Annotated in this window: 16 protein-coding genes; 7 read left to right on the top strand and 9 right to left on the bottom strand. The window is 52.7% G+C overall.

Annotation, left to right across the window (positions count from 1 at the left end; translation table 11 throughout):
• Positions 1–19: 19 nt before the first annotated feature.
• A complete protein-coding gene (locus AC6F7T_RS00435) occupies positions 20–2,197 on the top strand; it encodes a SpoIIE family protein phosphatase (protein WP_500715974.1) in 2,178 nt (725 codons plus the stop codon).
• A 2-nt stretch (positions 2,198–2,199) separates the two neighbouring features.
• Entirely contained in the window at positions 2,200–3,441 is a 1,242-nt protein-coding gene (locus AC6F7T_RS00430) for a phospholipase A (RefSeq protein WP_500715973.1), read from the top strand.
• A 340-nt stretch (positions 3,442–3,781) separates the two neighbouring features.
• Here the strand turns inward: AC6F7T_RS00430 and AC6F7T_RS00425 are convergent, their stop codons facing one another.
• The 3 genes from AC6F7T_RS00425 to AC6F7T_RS00415 all read right to left on the bottom strand — a co-directional run bounded on the left by AC6F7T_RS00425 (position 3,782) and on the right by AC6F7T_RS00415 (position 7,202).
• A complete protein-coding gene (locus AC6F7T_RS00425; RefSeq protein WP_500715972.1) occupies positions 3,782–5,104 on the bottom strand; it encodes a glutamine synthetase beta-grasp domain-containing protein in 1,323 nt (440 codons plus the stop codon).
• Between the two features lie 110 nt (positions 5,105–5,214).
• Entirely contained in the window at positions 5,215–6,291 is a 1,077-nt protein-coding gene (locus AC6F7T_RS00420) for a KamA family radical SAM protein (protein ID WP_500715971.1), read from the bottom strand.
• A gap of 245 nt (positions 6,292–6,536) precedes the next feature.
• Positions 6,537–7,202, bottom strand: coding sequence for an FCD domain-containing protein (locus tag AC6F7T_RS00415; RefSeq protein WP_500715970.1), 666 nt, complete (start codon positions 7,200–7,202; stop codon positions 6,537–6,539).
• A 312-nt stretch (positions 7,203–7,514) separates the two neighbouring features.
• Here AC6F7T_RS00415 and glnH point away from each other — a divergent pair, with 312 nt between their 5' ends.
• The 3 genes from glnH to glnQ all read left to right on the top strand — a co-directional run bounded on the left by glnH (position 7,515) and on the right by glnQ (position 9,962).
• Positions 7,515–8,249, top strand: a complete 735-nt coding sequence (glnH, locus tag AC6F7T_RS00410; protein WP_500715969.1) for a glutamine ABC transporter substrate-binding protein GlnH — start codon at positions 7,515–7,517, stop codon at positions 8,247–8,249.
• Positions 8,250–8,459: 210 nt separating this feature from the next.
• Positions 8,460–9,185 (top strand): ABC transporter permease subunit, encoded by a 726-nt coding sequence (locus AC6F7T_RS00405; RefSeq protein WP_500715968.1) that lies wholly within the window; start codon positions 8,460–8,462, stop codon positions 9,183–9,185.
• Positions 9,186–9,221: 36 nt separating this feature from the next.
• Positions 9,222–9,962, top strand: a complete 741-nt coding sequence (gene glnQ, locus AC6F7T_RS00400) for a glutamine ABC transporter ATP-binding protein GlnQ (protein ID WP_500715967.1) — start codon at positions 9,222–9,224, stop codon at positions 9,960–9,962.
• A 15-nt stretch (positions 9,963–9,977) separates the two neighbouring features.
• On the opposite strand, the gene aat is transcribed toward glnQ, so the two are convergent.
• The 3 genes from aat to AC6F7T_RS00385 form a co-directional block, all read right to left on the bottom strand.
• Positions 9,978–10,658 (bottom strand): leucyl/phenylalanyl-tRNA--protein transferase, encoded by a 681-nt coding sequence (aat, locus tag AC6F7T_RS00395; RefSeq protein WP_500715966.1) that lies wholly within the window; start codon positions 10,656–10,658, stop codon positions 9,978–9,980.
• Between the two features lie 8 nt (positions 10,659–10,666).
• Entirely contained in the window at positions 10,667–12,913 is a 2,247-nt protein-coding gene (gene clpA / locus AC6F7T_RS00390) for an ATP-dependent Clp protease ATP-binding subunit ClpA (RefSeq protein WP_500715965.1), read from the bottom strand.
• 63 nt (positions 12,914–12,976) lie between these two features.
• Complete coding sequence (locus tag AC6F7T_RS00385; protein WP_500715964.1) at positions 12,977–13,297, bottom strand: ATP-dependent Clp protease adaptor ClpS; 321 nt, start codon at positions 13,295–13,297, stop codon at positions 12,977–12,979.
• A gap of 172 nt (positions 13,298–13,469) precedes the next feature.
• Between AC6F7T_RS00385 and AC6F7T_RS00380 the strand changes: the two genes are divergently transcribed.
• On the top strand, positions 13,470–14,819 hold the full coding sequence (locus AC6F7T_RS00380) for a DNA recombination protein RmuC (protein ID WP_500715963.1): 1,350 nt from the start codon (positions 13,470–13,472) through the stop codon (positions 14,817–14,819).
• On the opposite strand, the gene AC6F7T_RS00375 is transcribed toward AC6F7T_RS00380, so the two are convergent.
• The gene (locus AC6F7T_RS00375) at positions 14,799–15,596 is read right to left on the bottom strand and encodes an undecaprenyl-diphosphate phosphatase (protein ID WP_500715962.1); all 798 of its coding nucleotides are present in this window, start codon (positions 15,594–15,596) and stop codon (positions 14,799–14,801) included. The two genes, AC6F7T_RS00380 and AC6F7T_RS00375, sit on opposite strands and share 21 nt — an antisense overlap.
• Positions 15,597–15,915: 319 nt before the next feature.
• Between AC6F7T_RS00375 and AC6F7T_RS00370 the strand changes: the two genes are divergently transcribed.
• Complete coding sequence (locus AC6F7T_RS00370; protein WP_500715961.1) at positions 15,916–17,061, top strand: aminotransferase class V-fold PLP-dependent enzyme; 1,146 nt, start codon at positions 15,916–15,918, stop codon at positions 17,059–17,061.
• Positions 17,062–17,093: 32 nt separating this feature from the next.
• On the opposite strand, the gene AC6F7T_RS00365 is transcribed toward AC6F7T_RS00370, so the two are convergent.
• Both AC6F7T_RS00365 and AC6F7T_RS00360 read right to left on the bottom strand, forming a co-directional pair.
• On the bottom strand, positions 17,094–17,540 hold the full coding sequence (locus tag AC6F7T_RS00365; RefSeq protein ID WP_500715960.1) for a rhodanese-like domain-containing protein: 447 nt from the start codon (positions 17,538–17,540) through the stop codon (positions 17,094–17,096).
• A gap of 23 nt (positions 17,541–17,563) precedes the next feature.
• Positions 17,564–17,863, bottom strand: a complete 300-nt coding sequence (locus tag AC6F7T_RS00360) for a cupin domain-containing protein (protein ID WP_500715959.1) — start codon at positions 17,861–17,863, stop codon at positions 17,564–17,566.
• Positions 17,864–18,169: the final 306 nt, after the last annotated feature.

Below are 18,169 nucleotides of genomic sequence, written 5' to 3'. Positions count from 1 at the left end.
TCCAAAAGGTGTTTACACCATGAACTTTCGCACCAAGTTGCTGCTCCTGCTCCTGACGATCACCCTGCTCCCCCTGGGGCTGAGTTTTCTTGCGCAGCGTAGCCTGGTGACCCACTACGGCAACAAGCTGGCGCAGGAAACTCATACCCTGATCAACGACAACGCTGTCAACTTACTGCACATGCTGGTTGATGATTTCGGCCGGATCCTTACCCGTGATCACGCTATGGCACGTTTTGCCCTGCAAGCACAGGCGCAAGCGGTGCGGCAGGCATTTATCAGCCCGCCGCCCGAGCATAGCGTTCCGGTGTATCTAGCTGGTGATTTTGATCACCCGTTCCGACAACCTGTCGACCTGGGACCCTCCCCTCTCCATCTGCGGCGCGATCACGATGGGTCACTGTCGCCGTTGGCGGTTTCCTGGAACCACCAGGTCTTTTATCTGGTAGCGGACACCGATCTTGTCGAGGTTAACGATCAGCTTCATCGCATGGCCGACATGACTGCGGTTTATCGTTCCTTGCAACAGATCAAACCGGAGCTGTTTCTATGGCAATACACAGCACTGACCAGCGGGGTTCATTCGAGCTATCCCGGCAAGGGCGGATACCCGGCAGACTATGATCCGCGCCAGCGTCAGTGGTATCAACAGGCCGTTATCTATGGCGGGACCGTGCAGCAGGTGCTGACCGATGTCACCACCGGCTCGCTGATCCTGACTCTGGCACAACCGGTTTATGACGGCGCCGGCGAACTTCTCGGGGTCACCGCCCTGGATATTGATTACCACAAACTTTTCACTGACTGGAATATTCCACCAGAATGGCGCGGTGCGGCTAAAAGCATGATCATGCGCCTCAACCACGACGAATCCGACCCGTCAAGACAACTTGAGATCCTCCTGACCAACCAGGAAAACACCCTATCCCGTCATTGGTCATTGCCTTTAACTCCGGAGTTTATTGATCTGTCTGACCCACAGCTCGAACCGGTAGCAAGCGATTTGCTGCAAGGGCGCTCTGCCGTGAGAAAGATCGAGTATGCAGACGAAGAGGTGCTATTTGCCTATGGTGTCCGTACCGGTGATACCCCCTTCCCCCTCGTCATTGTGCCCTTCGAACGGATCATCGCCCCGGCCGCACAGGCTCAGGAAGCGGTGAACCGCCAGATCACCCTTGGGTTATCCTCCAGTGCCGTCATAACTCTTGTTGCAGTGCTGGCAGCTGTTTTTCTGGCGCTGCGCCATGCCCGCCGGGTCACCGAACCAATCACCCAGCTGGCTGCTGCCGCCCAACAGCTCACCCAGGGAAAATTTGACGCCCGGGTCGACATTCGTACCAGAGATGAATTGCAAAACCTCGGAGAAATTTTCAACGGTCTCAGCTGTCGTCTCGAAGAGCGGGAACAGCTGAAACAGTCATTGGCACTGGCAAAAGAAATTCAACAACAGTTACTGCCCCATGAAACGCCGGCAGTCAACAATTTTGAATTAACCGGGGTAAGCCGTTACTGTGACGAAACCGGTGGTGATTATTATGATTTTATTCACCTCGGGACAGAGGACAACAGATCCCTCGGAATTGTTGTCGGCGACGTGTCAGGGCACGGCATCGGCGCGGCACTGGTGATGGCAACAGCCCGCGGCATGCTCCACGCCTTGATCGAACAGCACAAGACAGAGCTACCCGTACTGGTCAGTAAAATCAACCGACAGCTGGCTCAATCCACCGATGATTCGAGCTTTATGACCCTCTTCCTGGGAACGTTGAATCCTGAACACTGTTCCCTGGACTGGATCTCTGCCGGACAGGCTCCACTTTACCTTTACCGTACAGGGGAGCCTGAAGGTCACATTGAGGAGATGGAAAGCTCCGGCATACCCCTGGGCATTATTGGAGAGTCGGCTTATGAAATGGAGCCGACCATCAAATTCAATCCGGGAGACATCCTGCTGGTCGGTACCGACGGCATCTGGGAAACCCACAACTTCGCCGGGGAGATGTTTGGTACCCGTCGCGTACGGGAGATCCTCCAGCAGTCGGCCAACCTGTCAACAAAAGAAATTGCTGCTCGTATTTTTTCCGAACTTGACCAGTTTCGCGGCGACCGTACCGTTGACGATGATCTGACGCTGGTACTCATAAAAGCAATCGCAGCACCAATACCAGCCAAAGCCCTTGATGTGGCGCTGGAATAATTATGAAAACGATTTGCCTATTGCGCCCCTCAGCCTGGCTGCACCATATCACGCTGTTTGCTCTGACCTACCTGCTGCTAAGCTCACCCCTTGCGGCTCAGGAGGGGCCGGTGCCGCTGCTGCTGTTTCCAGCACAGGAGATGACGGCCGGCCAAAGTGCGACTTTTTTCGCCTACTTTCACAATGAATCCAGTGATTCCCTATCCCTGGCATCCCCCTCCTATTTGCAGGTGGAATTGACGACGAATAGTGGCGCAACTCGTCAGATTCGCGCCCAGGCGATCCTGGCGTCGCAGCCCGTTGAACTGCTTCCCGGTCAATTTTATCGCCAGGAATATCAGCTGATTCTACCTCTGGATTTCTCTGCAACGCTGCAGGTACGTTTGGCTGAACAGGCGGAGGCGAGCATCCTTATCGACGTGACGCCGGCACCTCATCTGGCCATCGCCAGCGCCCGCAACGACGGCAGTAAACTACCTGAAGTTTCTTATCATTCCCTTAAAGATATCGAATCCCTCTATCAGTCTTACACTGCAGACCTGTTCACTTATGAACCCATCTACTTTCTGGTCGGCAGCGATCCGGGAAAAAGCACATTTCAGCTGAGCTTCAAATATCGCCTGCTCAATCGCAGCGGCTCCTTAAGTCAGAAGTATCCGTGGTTTAGTGGCTTATTCTTTGCTTATACCCAGACGTCCTTCTGGGATCTGTCCTCTGACTCTATCCCTTTTAACGACACCAGCTATAAGCCGCAACTGATGTTTCAGACCGAGAATCTAAGTCGCTCTGACGCCATGGCCGGTTTTTTTGTACGTTCCGGCTTAACCCACGAATCAAACGGTCGCGATGGCGGCGGATCGCGCAGCACCAATTACTTTTACATCAAACCGATGGGAGTTTTTTACCACCAACCCTCGCGCCTGGGTCTCATGATCAGCCCCAAGTTTCTTGTTTATGTCAACAATAACAATGATACCAACCCCGACCTGCCCGACTATCGCGGCTATGTTGCACTGGAAACCCGCATCGGCAGGGCTCATAGTTTGATGCTCACAACCAACTTGCGCTTTGCCCGCAAAGGCACCTCGGTGCAGACCGACCTGACCTATCCCATCGACCGCCTGCTCGGCAACAACCTCAATGTCTATCTGCACCTGCAATACAGCAACAGCCTCGCAGAAAGCCTGATTGACTATCAACAACGCACCGAAACATTCCGCCTGGGACTGTCATTTTTCCGTTAAGCCGATATGATCCCTGTAAAAAGTTATCTGGTTAGCTATTTGACTCCAGTAAAGCAGAAAACGTATCTGTTCAGCACCGGATCTTCGGATCCTATGTCAAGGGACGCGATTGTTTCCCGTTGGATCATCCATGACCGCTTGTTGTCGCCATCCATGGCAACAAACACCCCTGCCACAGGACCCAAAGGCCCTGCACAAGGATAGTGGTGAATAGTTACCAGAAAACAGGAGATGGATTCTGCGCCAAAGCGAAGCGAAGTGGATAACCAGAAGAAGCTAAAGGGCTTCACCGTTAACGGTGAAACCCTTTAGCTTTAGAAACAATCATCCCCGGACCGAATCAGATACTCAAATACTTTCGATGCTCTAAATCGGTAATAGTGGTGCGATGATTTTCCCACTCCGTCATCTTGATGCGCATATAACTATCGAACAAGTCTTCACCTAGAACCTCAGGCATGAACGTGCTGTTTTCCGCCTCCATCAACGCCGGGAAAAAATCGCGCGGGATAAAGCGACGATCCAGCACTTTAGGACGCTCCAGCATCGGTTTTTTATAGGCGCTGCCAACATCAGCCGGCCCGGCATCGGCTTTGTTTTTGATGCCGTCAAGACCGGCAAAAATCAGCGTAGCAAACTGCAGGTACACGTTGCCGGTGGCATCGGGACAGCGCAACTCCATCCGCGTTGCCTTGGGGCTAGTGGCGTAAGGAATACGGATCATTGAACTGCGATTGCGTACGCCCCATCCCCGCACAATCGGGGCTTCCTTGTCGAGCACGTAGGCTTTGTAGGAGTTAAAGGTGGCAGCGAAGATGATGGACGCCTCACGCGCATGGCCGATAACGCCACCGACAAAGTTCATCAACAGCGGGCTTAGGTGATGATCACAGTTCTTATCGTAGCAGAGGCTGTTACCTTCCAGATCGGTAAACGACAGGTGAATATGAAAGGCGTTCCGGTTGAAACCGGTAAATGGCTTGGACATAAAGGTCGCGTGCAGCCCATAGTGGGCGGCAACCTCTTTGGTGACAAAATCAAAGAGGATGGTGCGATCGGCGACCGCTAATGGATTCCCTGGCTCAAGATTGATCTCATGCTGCGATGAGGTGACTTCGTGGTGGGTTTTTTCGTACTTGACGCCACACTTTTCCAGCACATTAACGATTTCCTGCCTGACGACATCACCGATACCCCCCGGGGAGGAGCCGAAGTAGCCAAGTTTGTCGGTATGAATATCGCTATGGATCTCGTCACCATTGAGCAGGAAAAATTCATGTTCAGGGCCGAGCATGAACTGCAGCTGAAACTCGCTTACCCCCTTTTCCACCGCTCGCTCCAGGGCATAACGGGGATCGACACTGGAGCGTGAGCCATCCTGATTATAAATCTGCCCGACAAAAAAACCGATCTTGCGGTCGTCAAAATCAACCAGGCGAAAGCTCTCCGGAACCGGCTTTAAAATCCGATCACTATTATCCACCGTGGCGATACCGGCAATAGAACTACCGTCAATACCAACCCCCTGTTCAATGATGGCATCAATATCCTGCGGATTAATGGACAGGTTTTTCGACCGGCCATTGAGATCGGTAAAAAATATTTTAGTGGTATATGCCTGCTTTAGCTGATCCTTGATCACACTGATGTCTGCGCCGCTCATTGCTTATTTCTCCTGTGATGAACATATCTCCACTGATCCTGTTGGTTATTCTGCCGGTCATAAAACCGGTTGCCGACATCAAGCCGGCAACCGGTCTAAGAGGATGGTATTTATGCAGGCATATTGGGAATTTTTGTCGTTTTACCTTGGTAGTTGCGCAGGGTGTACTCTTTATCGTTTTTATCGACTATGTAGTAATCAGGCATCAGAGGAATTTTACCGATATTGGTGGCCAGGACGTACATGGGCTGAGCCAGGCCGGTGGTGTGGCCACGTAACGCATCGCGGATCAGCTCGGCACCCTTTTCAACTGGTGTGCGGAAATGATCAATCCCCGGTGCCGGCTCGCAGTAGAAAACATAATAGGGACGAATGCGGGTACGCAGCAACTTCTGGTGCAGTTCCCGGAAGGTCGGCACATCATCGTTAATCCCTTTAAGCAGCACCGCCTGGTTTCCTACGTTGATCCCACAGCTGAGCAGATCAAAAACAGCGCGTTCGGTTTCCTCGGTAATCTCTTTGGGATGGTTACACTGGGTGTTGATCCATACCGGCACTTTGTGGAAGCCACCGATAGCTTTTTTTAGCCCTTCGGTAATGCGCTGTGGCAACACAATCGGCAAACGTGAGCCGATACGAATCATCTCAACATGGGGGATCTCGCGCAGGGCACCCACCAGATAAGCAAGCTTGTCATCGGAGAGCAGCAGTGGATCACCCCCGGTCACCAACACATCGCGGATCTCCGGATGCTTACGGATCCACGCCAGACCCTCCTCAACATCGAAGCGCAGTTTCAGATCCTGATCGACCACCAGCTCTTTACGAAAACAGTGCCGGCAATAGATGCCGCACACTTCCGTCACGGTAAAGGCAATGCGATCCTGGTATTGGCGGGCAATACTATCTGGACGCTTCTCATCGGTGGCACGGTTTTCTTTCCACATCAGATAATTCTTCATGCCGAACTCGTTGACCTGTTCCTTCATGGAAGGGATCACCTGCATACGAATTGGACATTTGGGATCATCTTTATCCATCAGGGAGGCAAAATAAGGGGTCGTTCCCCAGCGCGTTTTAAGAGTCGTGATGGCGTGTCGTTCATCGTCGCTCACAGTAATATATTGCTCCAGTTGCTCCAGAGTTCTTACTTCATTACGAACTTGATCCATCCATGCTTCTGTCATTTTTTCAGCCTCCAGGTCACCTCATTGTGACCACTGTTCGGGGTTAATAAAACGTAACTATTCAGCACTATCCTTGCGCAGGGGCGGGGATCCTGTGGCAAGGGTGTTTGTCGCCATGGACGGCGTCAACAAGCGGTCATGGATGACCCAACGGGAAACAATCGCGTCCCTTGACATAGGATCCGAAGATCCGGTGCTGAACAGTTACAGTAGAACAACCTTACGCAGTTCCCTACTGTTGTTATTCAAATAACCGTGACAGAACTGAGTGCCTGCACCGCAACTATCTTAGTACCGGTCTCTACATAATGATTGCGGACAACCTGTTCAATCCGTGTTTTGTCCTGCGCTTTGATGCTGGTGACGATAGCACGGTGGCGTTGTTCAATTTCATCAGGCCGATAAAGCATTCCCCAGTGTTTGAAAAACAGAACGTGAAGTTTCATACTCAGGCGGCTGGAATATTCCAGCAGTTGCTGATTATCACTGCGGGCAACCAGAAAATCATGAAATTCACCGCCGATATCAACAACCTGTTTATGCTCACCATCTCTGGCTGCCTGCCCCATGACATCCACGTAACGATCAAGGCGTTCCAGATCCTGGCGGGTAAAGTGTTCGCTGGCCGACATCACAGCATACCCCTCAAGAACCCCCCTGGTGGTATAGCTGTCGATAATCTGCTTGGGGGTCATCACCGGAAGAAAATTACCGATCTGGGGCTTGTAGTCGATCAGTCCGAGGGTCATTAGTTCTTTCAATGCCTCACGAATGGGGGCACGACTGATACCCATCTCCAGCGCCAATAAACTCTCCTTGAGACGATCGCCCGGCTTGAGTTGATCAGCAAGGAGCATCTGATAAATATGATCGATCACCTGATCCTTGTAGGTTTTTTTAACAATCACCATAACACCTCCGTCGTCGAATGTCGACATTAGACATGTATCGCTCCAATGTCAACAAAGATCAGCGGTCAGTCATATTTTTTGGTAAACTGGGAATATCTTTTCAGCGCAAGGCGGGAGCGCAACAGAGTGAATATTTGCAAAGACATACGCGATAGTAAAATGTTCCTGGTAACAAATCAGGAAGATGGTGTTTACTTTTTATCCCAAAAAACGTAGGGTTTATAACATAGTTTTAAAAAACACTGTGTCCGGCGACCAGTATATCGGCCTGTCGGTTTTCCCCTGAGCAACTGCATTCAAGGAGGTTTCACAATGAAAAAAATGGCATTACTGTTGTTGGCATCACTGCTGATTTTTTCCGGTACATCGTTCGCAGAAAAGCTGAACGTCGGCACGGATACGGCCTTCGTCCCCTTTGAATACAAAGGCCCGGACGGAAAATATACCGGGTTTGACATTGACTTGTGGGCGGAAATCGCCAAGCGGATTGGCTTTGAATATGAATTGCGGCCGATGGATTTTAACGGCTTGATCCCGGGATTGACGACAGGGAACCTTGACGTCGCCCTGGCAGCTATCTTCATCAAGTCAGAGCGGGAAAAGGCGATCGATTTTTCCCACCCCTACTTCCGCGCCGGACTGATGACCATGGTCCCGGCAAATAACACCGACATCAACGGACCTGCCGATCTGGAGGGCAAGGTGGTCGCCGTCAAACTGGGAACCGCGACGGTAGAGTATGTCGAAAGCCTTAATCCCAAAAGAGTCGTCAAGTTTCCTAATATCGATCAGGCGTATCTTGAAGTTGTAACGGGGGGCGCAGATGCCGCCATGCACGACACCCCCAATGTCCTTTATTACATCAAGACCGCCGGTGAAGGTCGAGTCAAAGCTGTTGGCGCAGATGTAAAAGCAGCACAGTACGGTATTGCTTTCCCGATGGGCAGCAAACTGCGGAAACCGGTCAACGTGGCCCTGCTGGAGATGATGGAAGACGGAACCTACGCTGAACTATACAAAAAATGGTTCGGCAAAGACCCCGAGTAATCATCTGTCAGTTCACTGCAGAAAGACATAACCCATTGAACGCAAACAATTATGGGGCCCCTGTTCTTATTTAAGGGGCCCCGGTTAAAATCACAGTTCGACACGCGCTCTTCCCCGGATAAAAACATCTGACTTATTCATTTAAAAAACGGCAATATGCTTATCCTGCCTTTAAGGAATGAGCACTAACCAGCCTTTAAGAGAGATATCATGGGTTTTGAATTTTCAGTCATTACCGACTCCATCCCCGCCCTGCTGGAAGGTGCGAAACTGACCTGGATTATTACTCTGGTTGGTATTGTTGGTGGTATGATATTTGGTGTTCTTGCCGGACTCGGTCGCCTGGCCGGTAGCGAATACCTAGGCGAACCTCCACACAATCGCCTGTCCAAAGGGATTTCAACACTTATTCGTTACCTTTCGGGTGGTTATGTCGAGACCATCCGCGGTACACCCATTATTGTCCAGGCCATGTTCATCTATTTCGCTTTTCCGATGCTGATCAAGGCCATGACCGACATTGAACGTTTCCGCATTGAAGCCCTGACCGCAGCGATTATCACCATCATCATCAATGCCGGTGCCTATATTGCCGAGATTGTCCGCGGCTCAGTCATGTCAGTCAACAAGGGATTGATAGAAGCCGGACTGTCTCTGGGAATCAGCCGCTATCAGCTGATTGCTCATATCATCGGCCCCATCGCTTTCAGAAGAATGATTCCACCATTGGGCAATCAATTTATTATCAGTCTCAAAGACACCTCCTTGTTTATTGTCATCGGTGTCGGTGAATTAACTCGCCAGGGTCAGGAAATTATGGCCAGCAATTTCAGGGCACTCGAAATCTGGTTAACCGTGGCGATCATGTATCTGATCATGACAACGGCATTAGCTGTGAGCTTAAGGACCCTTGAACGCAAAATGAAAATTTTTTAGCCGCATATGATGTCAAGCCCAGCCGAAGAGGAACAAATGGCCCCTATTATTGAAATGCTCGATGTCTGCAAGTCATTCGGACAGACACAGGTTTTGCACAATATCAACTTTGCCATTGATGAAGGGGAGGTTGTGGTTATTATTGGCCCCTCAGGATCCGGCAAATCGACCCTGATCCGTTGCATCAACTGTCTGGAAATGATTAGCAGCGGCACCCTGATTGTCGACTCAATCCGGATCCCGGAAGAACGCAAACGGATCCGTGAAATCCGCCTTGAGGTCGGCATGGTCTTTCAACAATTTAATTTGTTTCCACATCTGACTGCGCTGGAAAATGTCGCTTTCGGACCGCAAAAATCACGTGGAATGAACAAAAAAAAGGCTAACGAAATCGCTGCTGATCTGCTGGCAAAGGTCGGCCTGGCAGATTTTAAAGGTAAACTACCGGGCCAGCTATCCGGTGGGCAGCAACAGCGGGTTGCCATCGCCAGGGCGCTGGCAGTGAATCCCAAAGTCATGCTGTTTGATGAACCTACGTCGGCCCTTGATCCGGAAATGATTGGTGAAGTGCTTGATGTTATGAAGAATATCGCCCAGGAAAGCGGCATGACCATGGCGGTTGTCACCCACGAAATGGGTTTCGCCTCACAGGTTGGAGATCGACTGATTTTTATGGACGAAGGAAGAATCGTCGAAGAAGGGAAACCGGGGGAAGTGATGAAAAACCCGAAATCCGAGCGCCTGACAGAGTTCCTTGGACACGTCAAGCACCACTAAAAGCCTCGCACCCCTTTAGAAAAAGCTGACTAAAGGACCGTAAGGGGGCACGGACGCGTGCTGCAGGTGACCGACAAACTGTTTGCGGGAAATCTCGCAGGCCCCAAAGCTCAGCAGGTGATCGGTGGTCTGCTGGCAATCGAGCAGTTCGAATTGGCGCTGGCGCAGGTGCTCCATCAGATGACATAAAACAATCTTTGAGGTGTTATTTTTGCGACTGAACATCGACTCACCAAAAAAGCAGCGGCCAATACAAACCCCGTAGAGCCCACCAACCAGATTCTCCCCTTCCCAGCATTCCACCGAATGGGCAAAACCAAGCTGATGCAAATGCTGATAAGCGTTTTTCATGTCATTGGTAATCCAGGTGCCATGACCACCCGGCCCGGCGCGCAGACGCCGACACCAGTAGATCACTGCGGCAAAATTTTCGTTGAAACTTAGGCGATAGGGGTGTTTGCGCAGCAGCCGCCGCAAGGAACGAGAGACATGGAATTGGTCGGGAAAAAGGACGCAGCGCGGATCAGGAGACCACCAGAGGATCGGCTCCCCCGGATTATACCAGGGGAAAACACCCAGACTGTAAGCCAGCAACAGTCGCTCGGGAGTCAAATCACCACCAATGGCCAGTAATCCTGACTCATGGGCCGTATCCGCAGATGGGAACCAGAGCTCGTGATCAAGCAGTAGCGGCATGAAAGCGGTCACTCAAAACTGAAGGTAAATTTACCTCCACGGATACCAACGCGCACTTCCCCACCCTGTTTCAACTCACCGAAAAGAATTTTTCCGGCTAATGGGTCGCTCAACTCCGACTGAATCAGGCGCGCGAGGGGACGAGCACCAAAGAGGGGGTCGTACCCTTGTTGGGCCAGTGCCCGTCGGGCTGTCGGGGAGACCTTCAAGCGCACATCTCTTTCAGCCAGCTGTCCTGACAACTCAACCAGAAACTTGTCAACAACCTGAAGCATCACGCTCTGGTCGAGGGGCGCAAAATGGATAACGGCATCGAGACGATTACGAAATTCCGGGGTAAAGGCTTTTTCAAGAGCGGTTTTTGGGGCCGCAGTAGAACGTTCGCCAAAACCAATGGGGATCACATTCATCTGCCGGCTGCCAACATTGCTGGTCATAATCAGGATCACGTTGCGGAAGTCAGTCTCTTTGCCGTTGTTGTCGGTGAGGGTGCCGTGATCCATGACCTGCAAAAGAATATTGAACAGATCAGGATGGGCTTTTTCAATTTCGTCGAGAAGCAACACCGACCAGGGGTTCTTACCAACAGACTCGGTCAGCAGGCCGCCCTGATCAAAACCGACATAACCGGGAGGAGCACCGATCAGGCGCGCGACCGAATGTTTCTCCATGTATTCACTCATGTCAAAACGTAAAAATTTAACCCCGAGCTGATTGGCCAGCTGCCTGGCAACTTCGGTTTTCCCCACCCCGGTGGGACCGGTAAAGAGCAGGGAGCCGACCGGTTTTTCCGGATGACCGAGGCCGGCGCGGGAACGATGAATCGCTCGCACCAACGAATCAATCGCAGGATCCTGACCGAACACTACCCGTTTGAGATCGCGCTCCAGATAACGCAGACGCTGACGGTCGCTGCCACTGATCGACTTGATCGGCACCCGCGCCATACGCGCCACCACCCGCTCAATCTCGTCAACGCCGACAGGCCGATCGGGAGAACCGTCGAGACGGTGTTGGGCCCCGGCCTCGTCAATCACATCGATGGCTTTATCGGGCAGATGACGTTGAGGAAGATGCTTGACCGCCAGTTTGACCGCCGATTCAAGAGCCTCATCGGAATAACGGACCTTATGATACCCTTCGTAGTGGGAACGCAGACCACGCAGAATAGCAATAGTTTCTTCACTGCTTGGTTCATGCAAGTCAATTTTCTGAAAACGCCGTGACAGGGCACGATCCTTGCTGAACAGATTACGGTATTCCTCGTAGGTGGTTGAACCAATGCAGCGCAGTTCTCCGTTGCCCAGCGCGGGTTTAAGGATGTTGGAAGCATCCAGTGAACCGCCGCTGGTCGCTCCGGCACCAACGATGGTATGAATTTCATCAATAAACAAAATGGCCCGCTCACGCTTCTGCAGAGCACCGACAACAGCCTTTAGACGTTCTTCAAAATCGCCACGGAATTTGGTGCCCGCCAGCAAAGCTCCCATATCAAGGGTAAAGATCTCGCTGTCTTTGAGCAGATCCGGCACGTCCCCCTGCGAGACCCGCAACGCCAGACCTTCGACCATGGCGGTTTTACCAACCCCCGGCTCACCGACAAACAGGGGATTATTCTTACGTCGCCGGCACAACACCAGAATCGCCCGTTCGATCTCTTCGCCACGACCAATGAGGGGATCAATCTTCCCTTGACGGGCGCGCTCGATCAGGTTGATGGTGAAAGCCTCAAGGGGGTCCAGCGGTCGCTGTTTTGGTTTTACCCGTTCCGACGGGGCCCCTTGTGCTGGCCGTTCACTCGGTTTGGGATGACTGGTCGCAGCGGTGCGACCATGTGAGATATGATCGAGCAGATCAACCCGCTCAATCCCCTGATTCTGCAGAAACAAGCAGGCATGGGAGTTCTCCTCCTCGAGAATAGCCGCCAGCAGGTCACCGATCCCGACTTCCGTCTGCCGTGCCGACTGCATGTGCATCACCGTACGCTGCAGCATCCGTTGCAACGCCAAAGTCTGCCGCGGCACGTCTTCGTCCTCAACCCCTTCTGCCAGGTGCTCAAGATGGGCATCAAAAAAATGCTCCAGCTGGTGTTTAAGCTCATCCACGTCGCCACCGCAGGCAAGCAGTATCTGCTGCCCCGCTTCTTCAAACAGCAAGGCATAAAGCACGTGCTCGGTGGTAAGATATTCATGACGACGGCGCTGGGCTTCACGTACCGCGAGGGTAAAGGCGATCTGAACATCCTGACTGAACATAATACCTGCCGTTTCTAAGCGTTGTGCTTTGGCAAAAATTTAAACAACTTAACGGTTACACCATCAAGCTTCTTCGAGGGAACAGCGCAATGGAAAACCGGCCTTACGCGCTTTTAACCGCGCCCGGTCAACCTTGCTTTCAGCAATCGAGTAAGGAAAGGTTCCACAATGTCCCACCCCTTGAAAATGAATGGTCAGCATAATCTTTTCCGCCTCAGTGGCTGATTTGTGAAAAACCTCCTGCAACACCGCAACGACAAAATCCATCGTGGTGTAATCGTCATTGTGCATCAGCACTTTAAACAAAGAGGGAGTCTGCGTTTTTTTTTCGGTGGCGACCCGTGTTCCGGTTTTGTTACCGGTATTGGTTTCTGCGTTTTCCATGGTCTTTGATTCATTCCTGCGATGAATATTTTTGGGCTATCCTAACATAAAACCTTTATCCCGAACAATCGGGGATAAAATCAGGCGGAACGCAAGTTTCTTGTGGATTGGGCAACCCTTTTGCTATTTTACCATCTTCATCGTTGCTTTTGTTGTTACCAAGGAGTTTTTTGTGTCAATAATCCAAAGTCCGGAAGCACTGATTGTCCTGATTTTTCTTGCCGGCTTTTTTTGCGGGGGGCTGCTGGGAGTGACGCTCACTTTCCGGCGCGGTCAGCAACGCCTGACGGACGAGCGTCAGGCCCGTGGAGAAGCACTGCAACGCCTGGCGCGACTTGAAGCGCAGCTGGAAGCAGAGAAAAACAGCACCCTGGAAAAGCTGGATCTACTGGATGAGATCCGCCAACGCTCAGAAAGAAATTTCCGGCAATTATCGGCCCAGGCCCTGGCCGCCAACAACCGCGATTTTCTTGATCTGGCCAAGGCGACCCTGGAACAACACCAGGGGCAGGCGCGCCAGGAACTGGAGCAGCGGCATAGTGCCATCGACCATCTGGTGCAGCCGCTAAAGGAGGCGTTGACCCAGGTTGACGGCAAGATTTCCCAATTGGAGCAGGCCCGTAGCGGTGCCTATGCACGTCTTGATGAGCAGGTCAAAAACTTGCTCGGCAGTCAGCTCAAGCTCGAAACAGAAACCGCTAACCTGGTAAAGGCCCTGCGCACTCCGACAGTTCGTGGCCGCTGGGGGGAGATCCAGCTACGCAAGGTGGTGGAAATGGCAGGGATGCTTGACTACTGCGATTTTCTCGAGCAGGAATCATCCGTTGACGGTCGCGCTCGCCCGGACATGATCGTCAAGCTCCCTAATGCTCGTAATATCGTCATTGATGCCAAAGCACCGCTGATGGCCTACCTCGAAGCGATGGAAGCAGCCGACGAAAACACCCGGAAATTGGCCATGGAACGCCATGCCCGGCATATTCGCAATCACATCCTCAAACTCTCAGGTAAGCAGTACTGGGATCAGTTTCAGCCTACTCCCGAGTTTGTCGTGCTGTTCCTGCCCGGGGAATCCTTCTTCTCGGCGGCCCTGAGCGTCGATCCCGCCCTGATTGAAGCGGGAGTTGAGCGCAAAGTACTGCTGGCCACCCCGACCACCCTGATCGCACTGCTGCGCTCGGTAGCCTATGGTTGGCGTGAAGACAAGCTGACCGCCAACGCTCTGGCCATCAGCCGCCTGGGGCAGGAAATCCACGAACGCCTGGCGACCATGCACCAGCATTTTGAGCAGATGGGCAAGAGCCTGGAAAAAGCCGTCGACAGCTACAATAAAGGAATGGCCTCGCTGGACAGCCGGGTATTGGTCACAGCGCGAAAATTTACCGAATTAGGGGCGGGGAGCAGCAAAGAAATCAACCCGGTGATAGTGGTTGACAAGCGCACCAGAATGCCACAGCCGGCTGAAGAGCATGATAACGCTCAATCTGAGCAAAGGGACTTATCACCAGAAAACGGCGATTAAAATCACTCCGAGGACAAGACGATAGACGACAAAGGGCTGCATGCCGATCCGACGGATAAACGCCATAAAGTAGTGGATACAAGCAAAGGCACTGACAGCCGACAATAAAATTCCGAGGATAATAGTATTCCAGTCAGGCGCCACGGCAGAGCGGAGCAGATCCACCAGTTGCAATCCGCCGGCAAGGAAGATCACCGGAATCGACAGCAAAAACGAAAAACGCGCCGCCGCTTCACGACTTAAACCGAGCAGCAAAGCGGCGGTGATCGTAATTCCCGAGCGCGATGTCCCCGGAAACAGGGCCACGGCCTGGGCACAGCCGATCAGCAACATTCCCAGCCAGGTTAAACTGTAAACATTCAGTTCACCGCGGCGGCACCAGTCAGCCCACCCCAGCAGCAAACCGAAAGCAATCAACCCGACGGCGATCAACAGGGGTGAGCGCAGGTGGACTTCGATAAATCCTTTTAAGCTGATACCCGCCAGCCCCACCGGGATCGTCGCCAGCAGCACCCCCCAGGCCAACCGTGCCGCAGGTGTCACTGTTCTGGTTACCAGGGAGCGACTCCACTCTCGCGCCATCTGCATCAGATCATTGCGGAAATAGATCACCACGGCGAGCAGGGTGCCGGCATGAACAGCGATATCAAACCCCAGCCCCTGGTCTTGCCAGATGGTCAGCACCGGCACCAGAATCAGGTGGGCCGAACTCGAAACAGGGAGAAATTCGGTGATTCCCTGCAACACAGCAAGAACAATGATCTGAAGAATATCCACAGCAAATCCTCTAAATGCCGATTTTTCAGCAAGTAAGACGAAAGAGAAGCCTTGTTTAGCAGCCTGTCGGTCTATCCATAAACCAGCTTGTACGGGATCGGGGTTGCCATGACAAGGGCGACCGTCGCCATAAATGGCGACAGGCGAACGGCCACGGATGGCGCAAAGTCCCTTGGCGTGGCACCCCCGATCCTGTGGTGAGTAGAGACCGTTCTTCTATCCCTTGATCATCCCGCTGTCAACAGAGGAACGCTGGCCACACCTCTGAACAGCGCTCAACATATTGCAAAACCATCAGATATCCTCTATGGTTACGACTATGAGTGTCTATCTTGATTGTGCCTCCACCACCCCTACTGAGCCGTCTGTTGCAAAGATCATGCGGCGGTTTGTTGAACGTGACTACGGCAACGCTGCCAGTCCGATTCACGATTATGGTACCTTTGCGCGCATGGCGGTTGACCATGCTCGTGGCCAGGTAGCCAAACTGGTCAAGGTACGTCGTGACGACGTTATCTTTACCAGCGGTGCCACCGAAGCCAACAATCTCGCCCTTCTTGGCTTGCGCAAGCATGGCCGGCAAACAGGGCGGCGTCATCTGATCTGCAGCACCATTGAACATAAGGCGGTGCTGGAACCACTGGAAGCCCTGTCCCAGTCCGGTTTCGCGATGACCCTGGTGCCCGCAGGCAGTGATGGCCGCATCAGCGTCACTGAACTGCGCAAAGCCCTGCGCCCCGACACTCTGCTGGTTTCTACCATGCAGGTCAACAACGAAACCGGGATCATTCAACCATTGACAGAGATTGCCGAGGTGCTGGCTGACCATTCAGCTTTCTGGCATGTCGATGCCGCCCAGGGGTTCGGTAAAGAGTTCGATAGCATCACCCATCCGCGTATCGATATGATCAGTATCAGCGGCCACAAGATTTACGGTCCGAAAGGGATTGGCGCCCTGATCACCCGCAAGCGCCATGGCGAACCACCCCCGTTAAAACCCTTGATGTATGGCGGCGACCAGGAACAGGGGTTGCGTCCCGGCACCCTGCCGGTCCCGCTGATCGCCGGGCTGGGTGAAGCCGCACGTTGTGCACTGCGCAATCATGCTGAACGTCTGGCCAGGGTCCACAGCATCCGCAATCAAGCCCTCAGTGCTTTAACGCAACTCGACCCGATCATCAACGGCGATCAGACTCACTGCCTCCCCCACGTAATCAACCTTTCCCTGCCGGGCATTCCTTCTGCCACAATCATCCGTGCCCTGGCAAAAACCATCGCCATCTCAAGCACTTCAGCCTGCACCAGCCACACCAGCACCCCCAGCTATGTTCTGCATGCCATGGGGCGCACTGAGGCACAATCGGCCTCGGCGGTGCGACTAAGCTGGTGCCACCTGACTGACGATATTGATTGGGAGGCCGTTGTCACTATCTTGAAGGAATTAAAGACTCAGGCAAAATCTTAAGCCGCTACGCAACCAAGAACAATCAATATCAATTACTCATAAGGAGCAATCGGCAACCCACGCTTGAGCCAGCCGGGGCCGGCGGAGCTGCCAACCATCCCCTCGGTGACATTGTAGACCTGGCTGAAGCCACGCGCCACCAGCAACCGCTGAACCTGGGTCGTACGATTGCCGGTGCGACAGATCAGCGCAATCGGCGCAGCAGTGTCACCACCTACCTGTTCGAGAACCTCACCGACAAAACCGTCCGCGCCACCCGGGTGAACCATATTGACCAGTTTCGCATCCCGGGGGACCCCGGTCTGACGCCACTCTTCCGGGGTGCGGATATCGATCAGGGTCACTTCCCCGGCCACCACAAGACGCTGCGCTTCCGGGGCTGTCAGTTCAAGATCATCAGCAGAACGGTTAGCCATCAGCATATAAATAACTCCCCCGGCGAACAGGACAAGCACCAGCAACCATATTTTCACCGTCATTTCTCCTTCTCTTCAGGATGAATTCATATTTTCTGAAAATCATATTTCCCCACTCCCTGGATCAACAGGTAACTGAGCGGCTCATCGCCAACTACGCTGATCCGGTGCGGGCGACCTGCGCTGATTTCACAGCCTTCGCCCACGCTGAGAGACCTTATCTCCTGCGAATCTGCGAGTTCAACCTTCATCTCCCCCCGCAGGCAAAACATCGTATCGATCACCTCGGTGTGATAATGCCAGGGAACTTCTGCGCCAACATCAAGAAACATCTGCCGCACCCTGACATCTGCCGTCTGAACGATAATTGTGTCTTTATACGCCATTTACCCCACCCACCCTTGGTGAAGACATTTCTACCATGCTATTATTCACCGAATTGGTCATAGAGGCTACCTCTGGTACAATTTTTGTGGAGGGACCACCTTGGCTTCAGCGTCCGTTCTCGACCAGATTCAATCTTGATGCATGGTTGCCGGGGAGGCAAAACATGGATGGCGACAACAAGCGGTCATGGATGACGAAAAGCGTCCCTTGACATAGGATCCGAAGAGCCGGTGCTGAACAGATACAAAAAAATAAAAAAACGCACCCGGCCGGTCAAGTCTGGACATTCTTATATAAATCAAATA

The sequence above is a fragment of the Pelovirga sp. genome, assembly GCF_059864205.1.
This window is presented reverse-complemented; position numbering and strand designations above follow the sequence as displayed.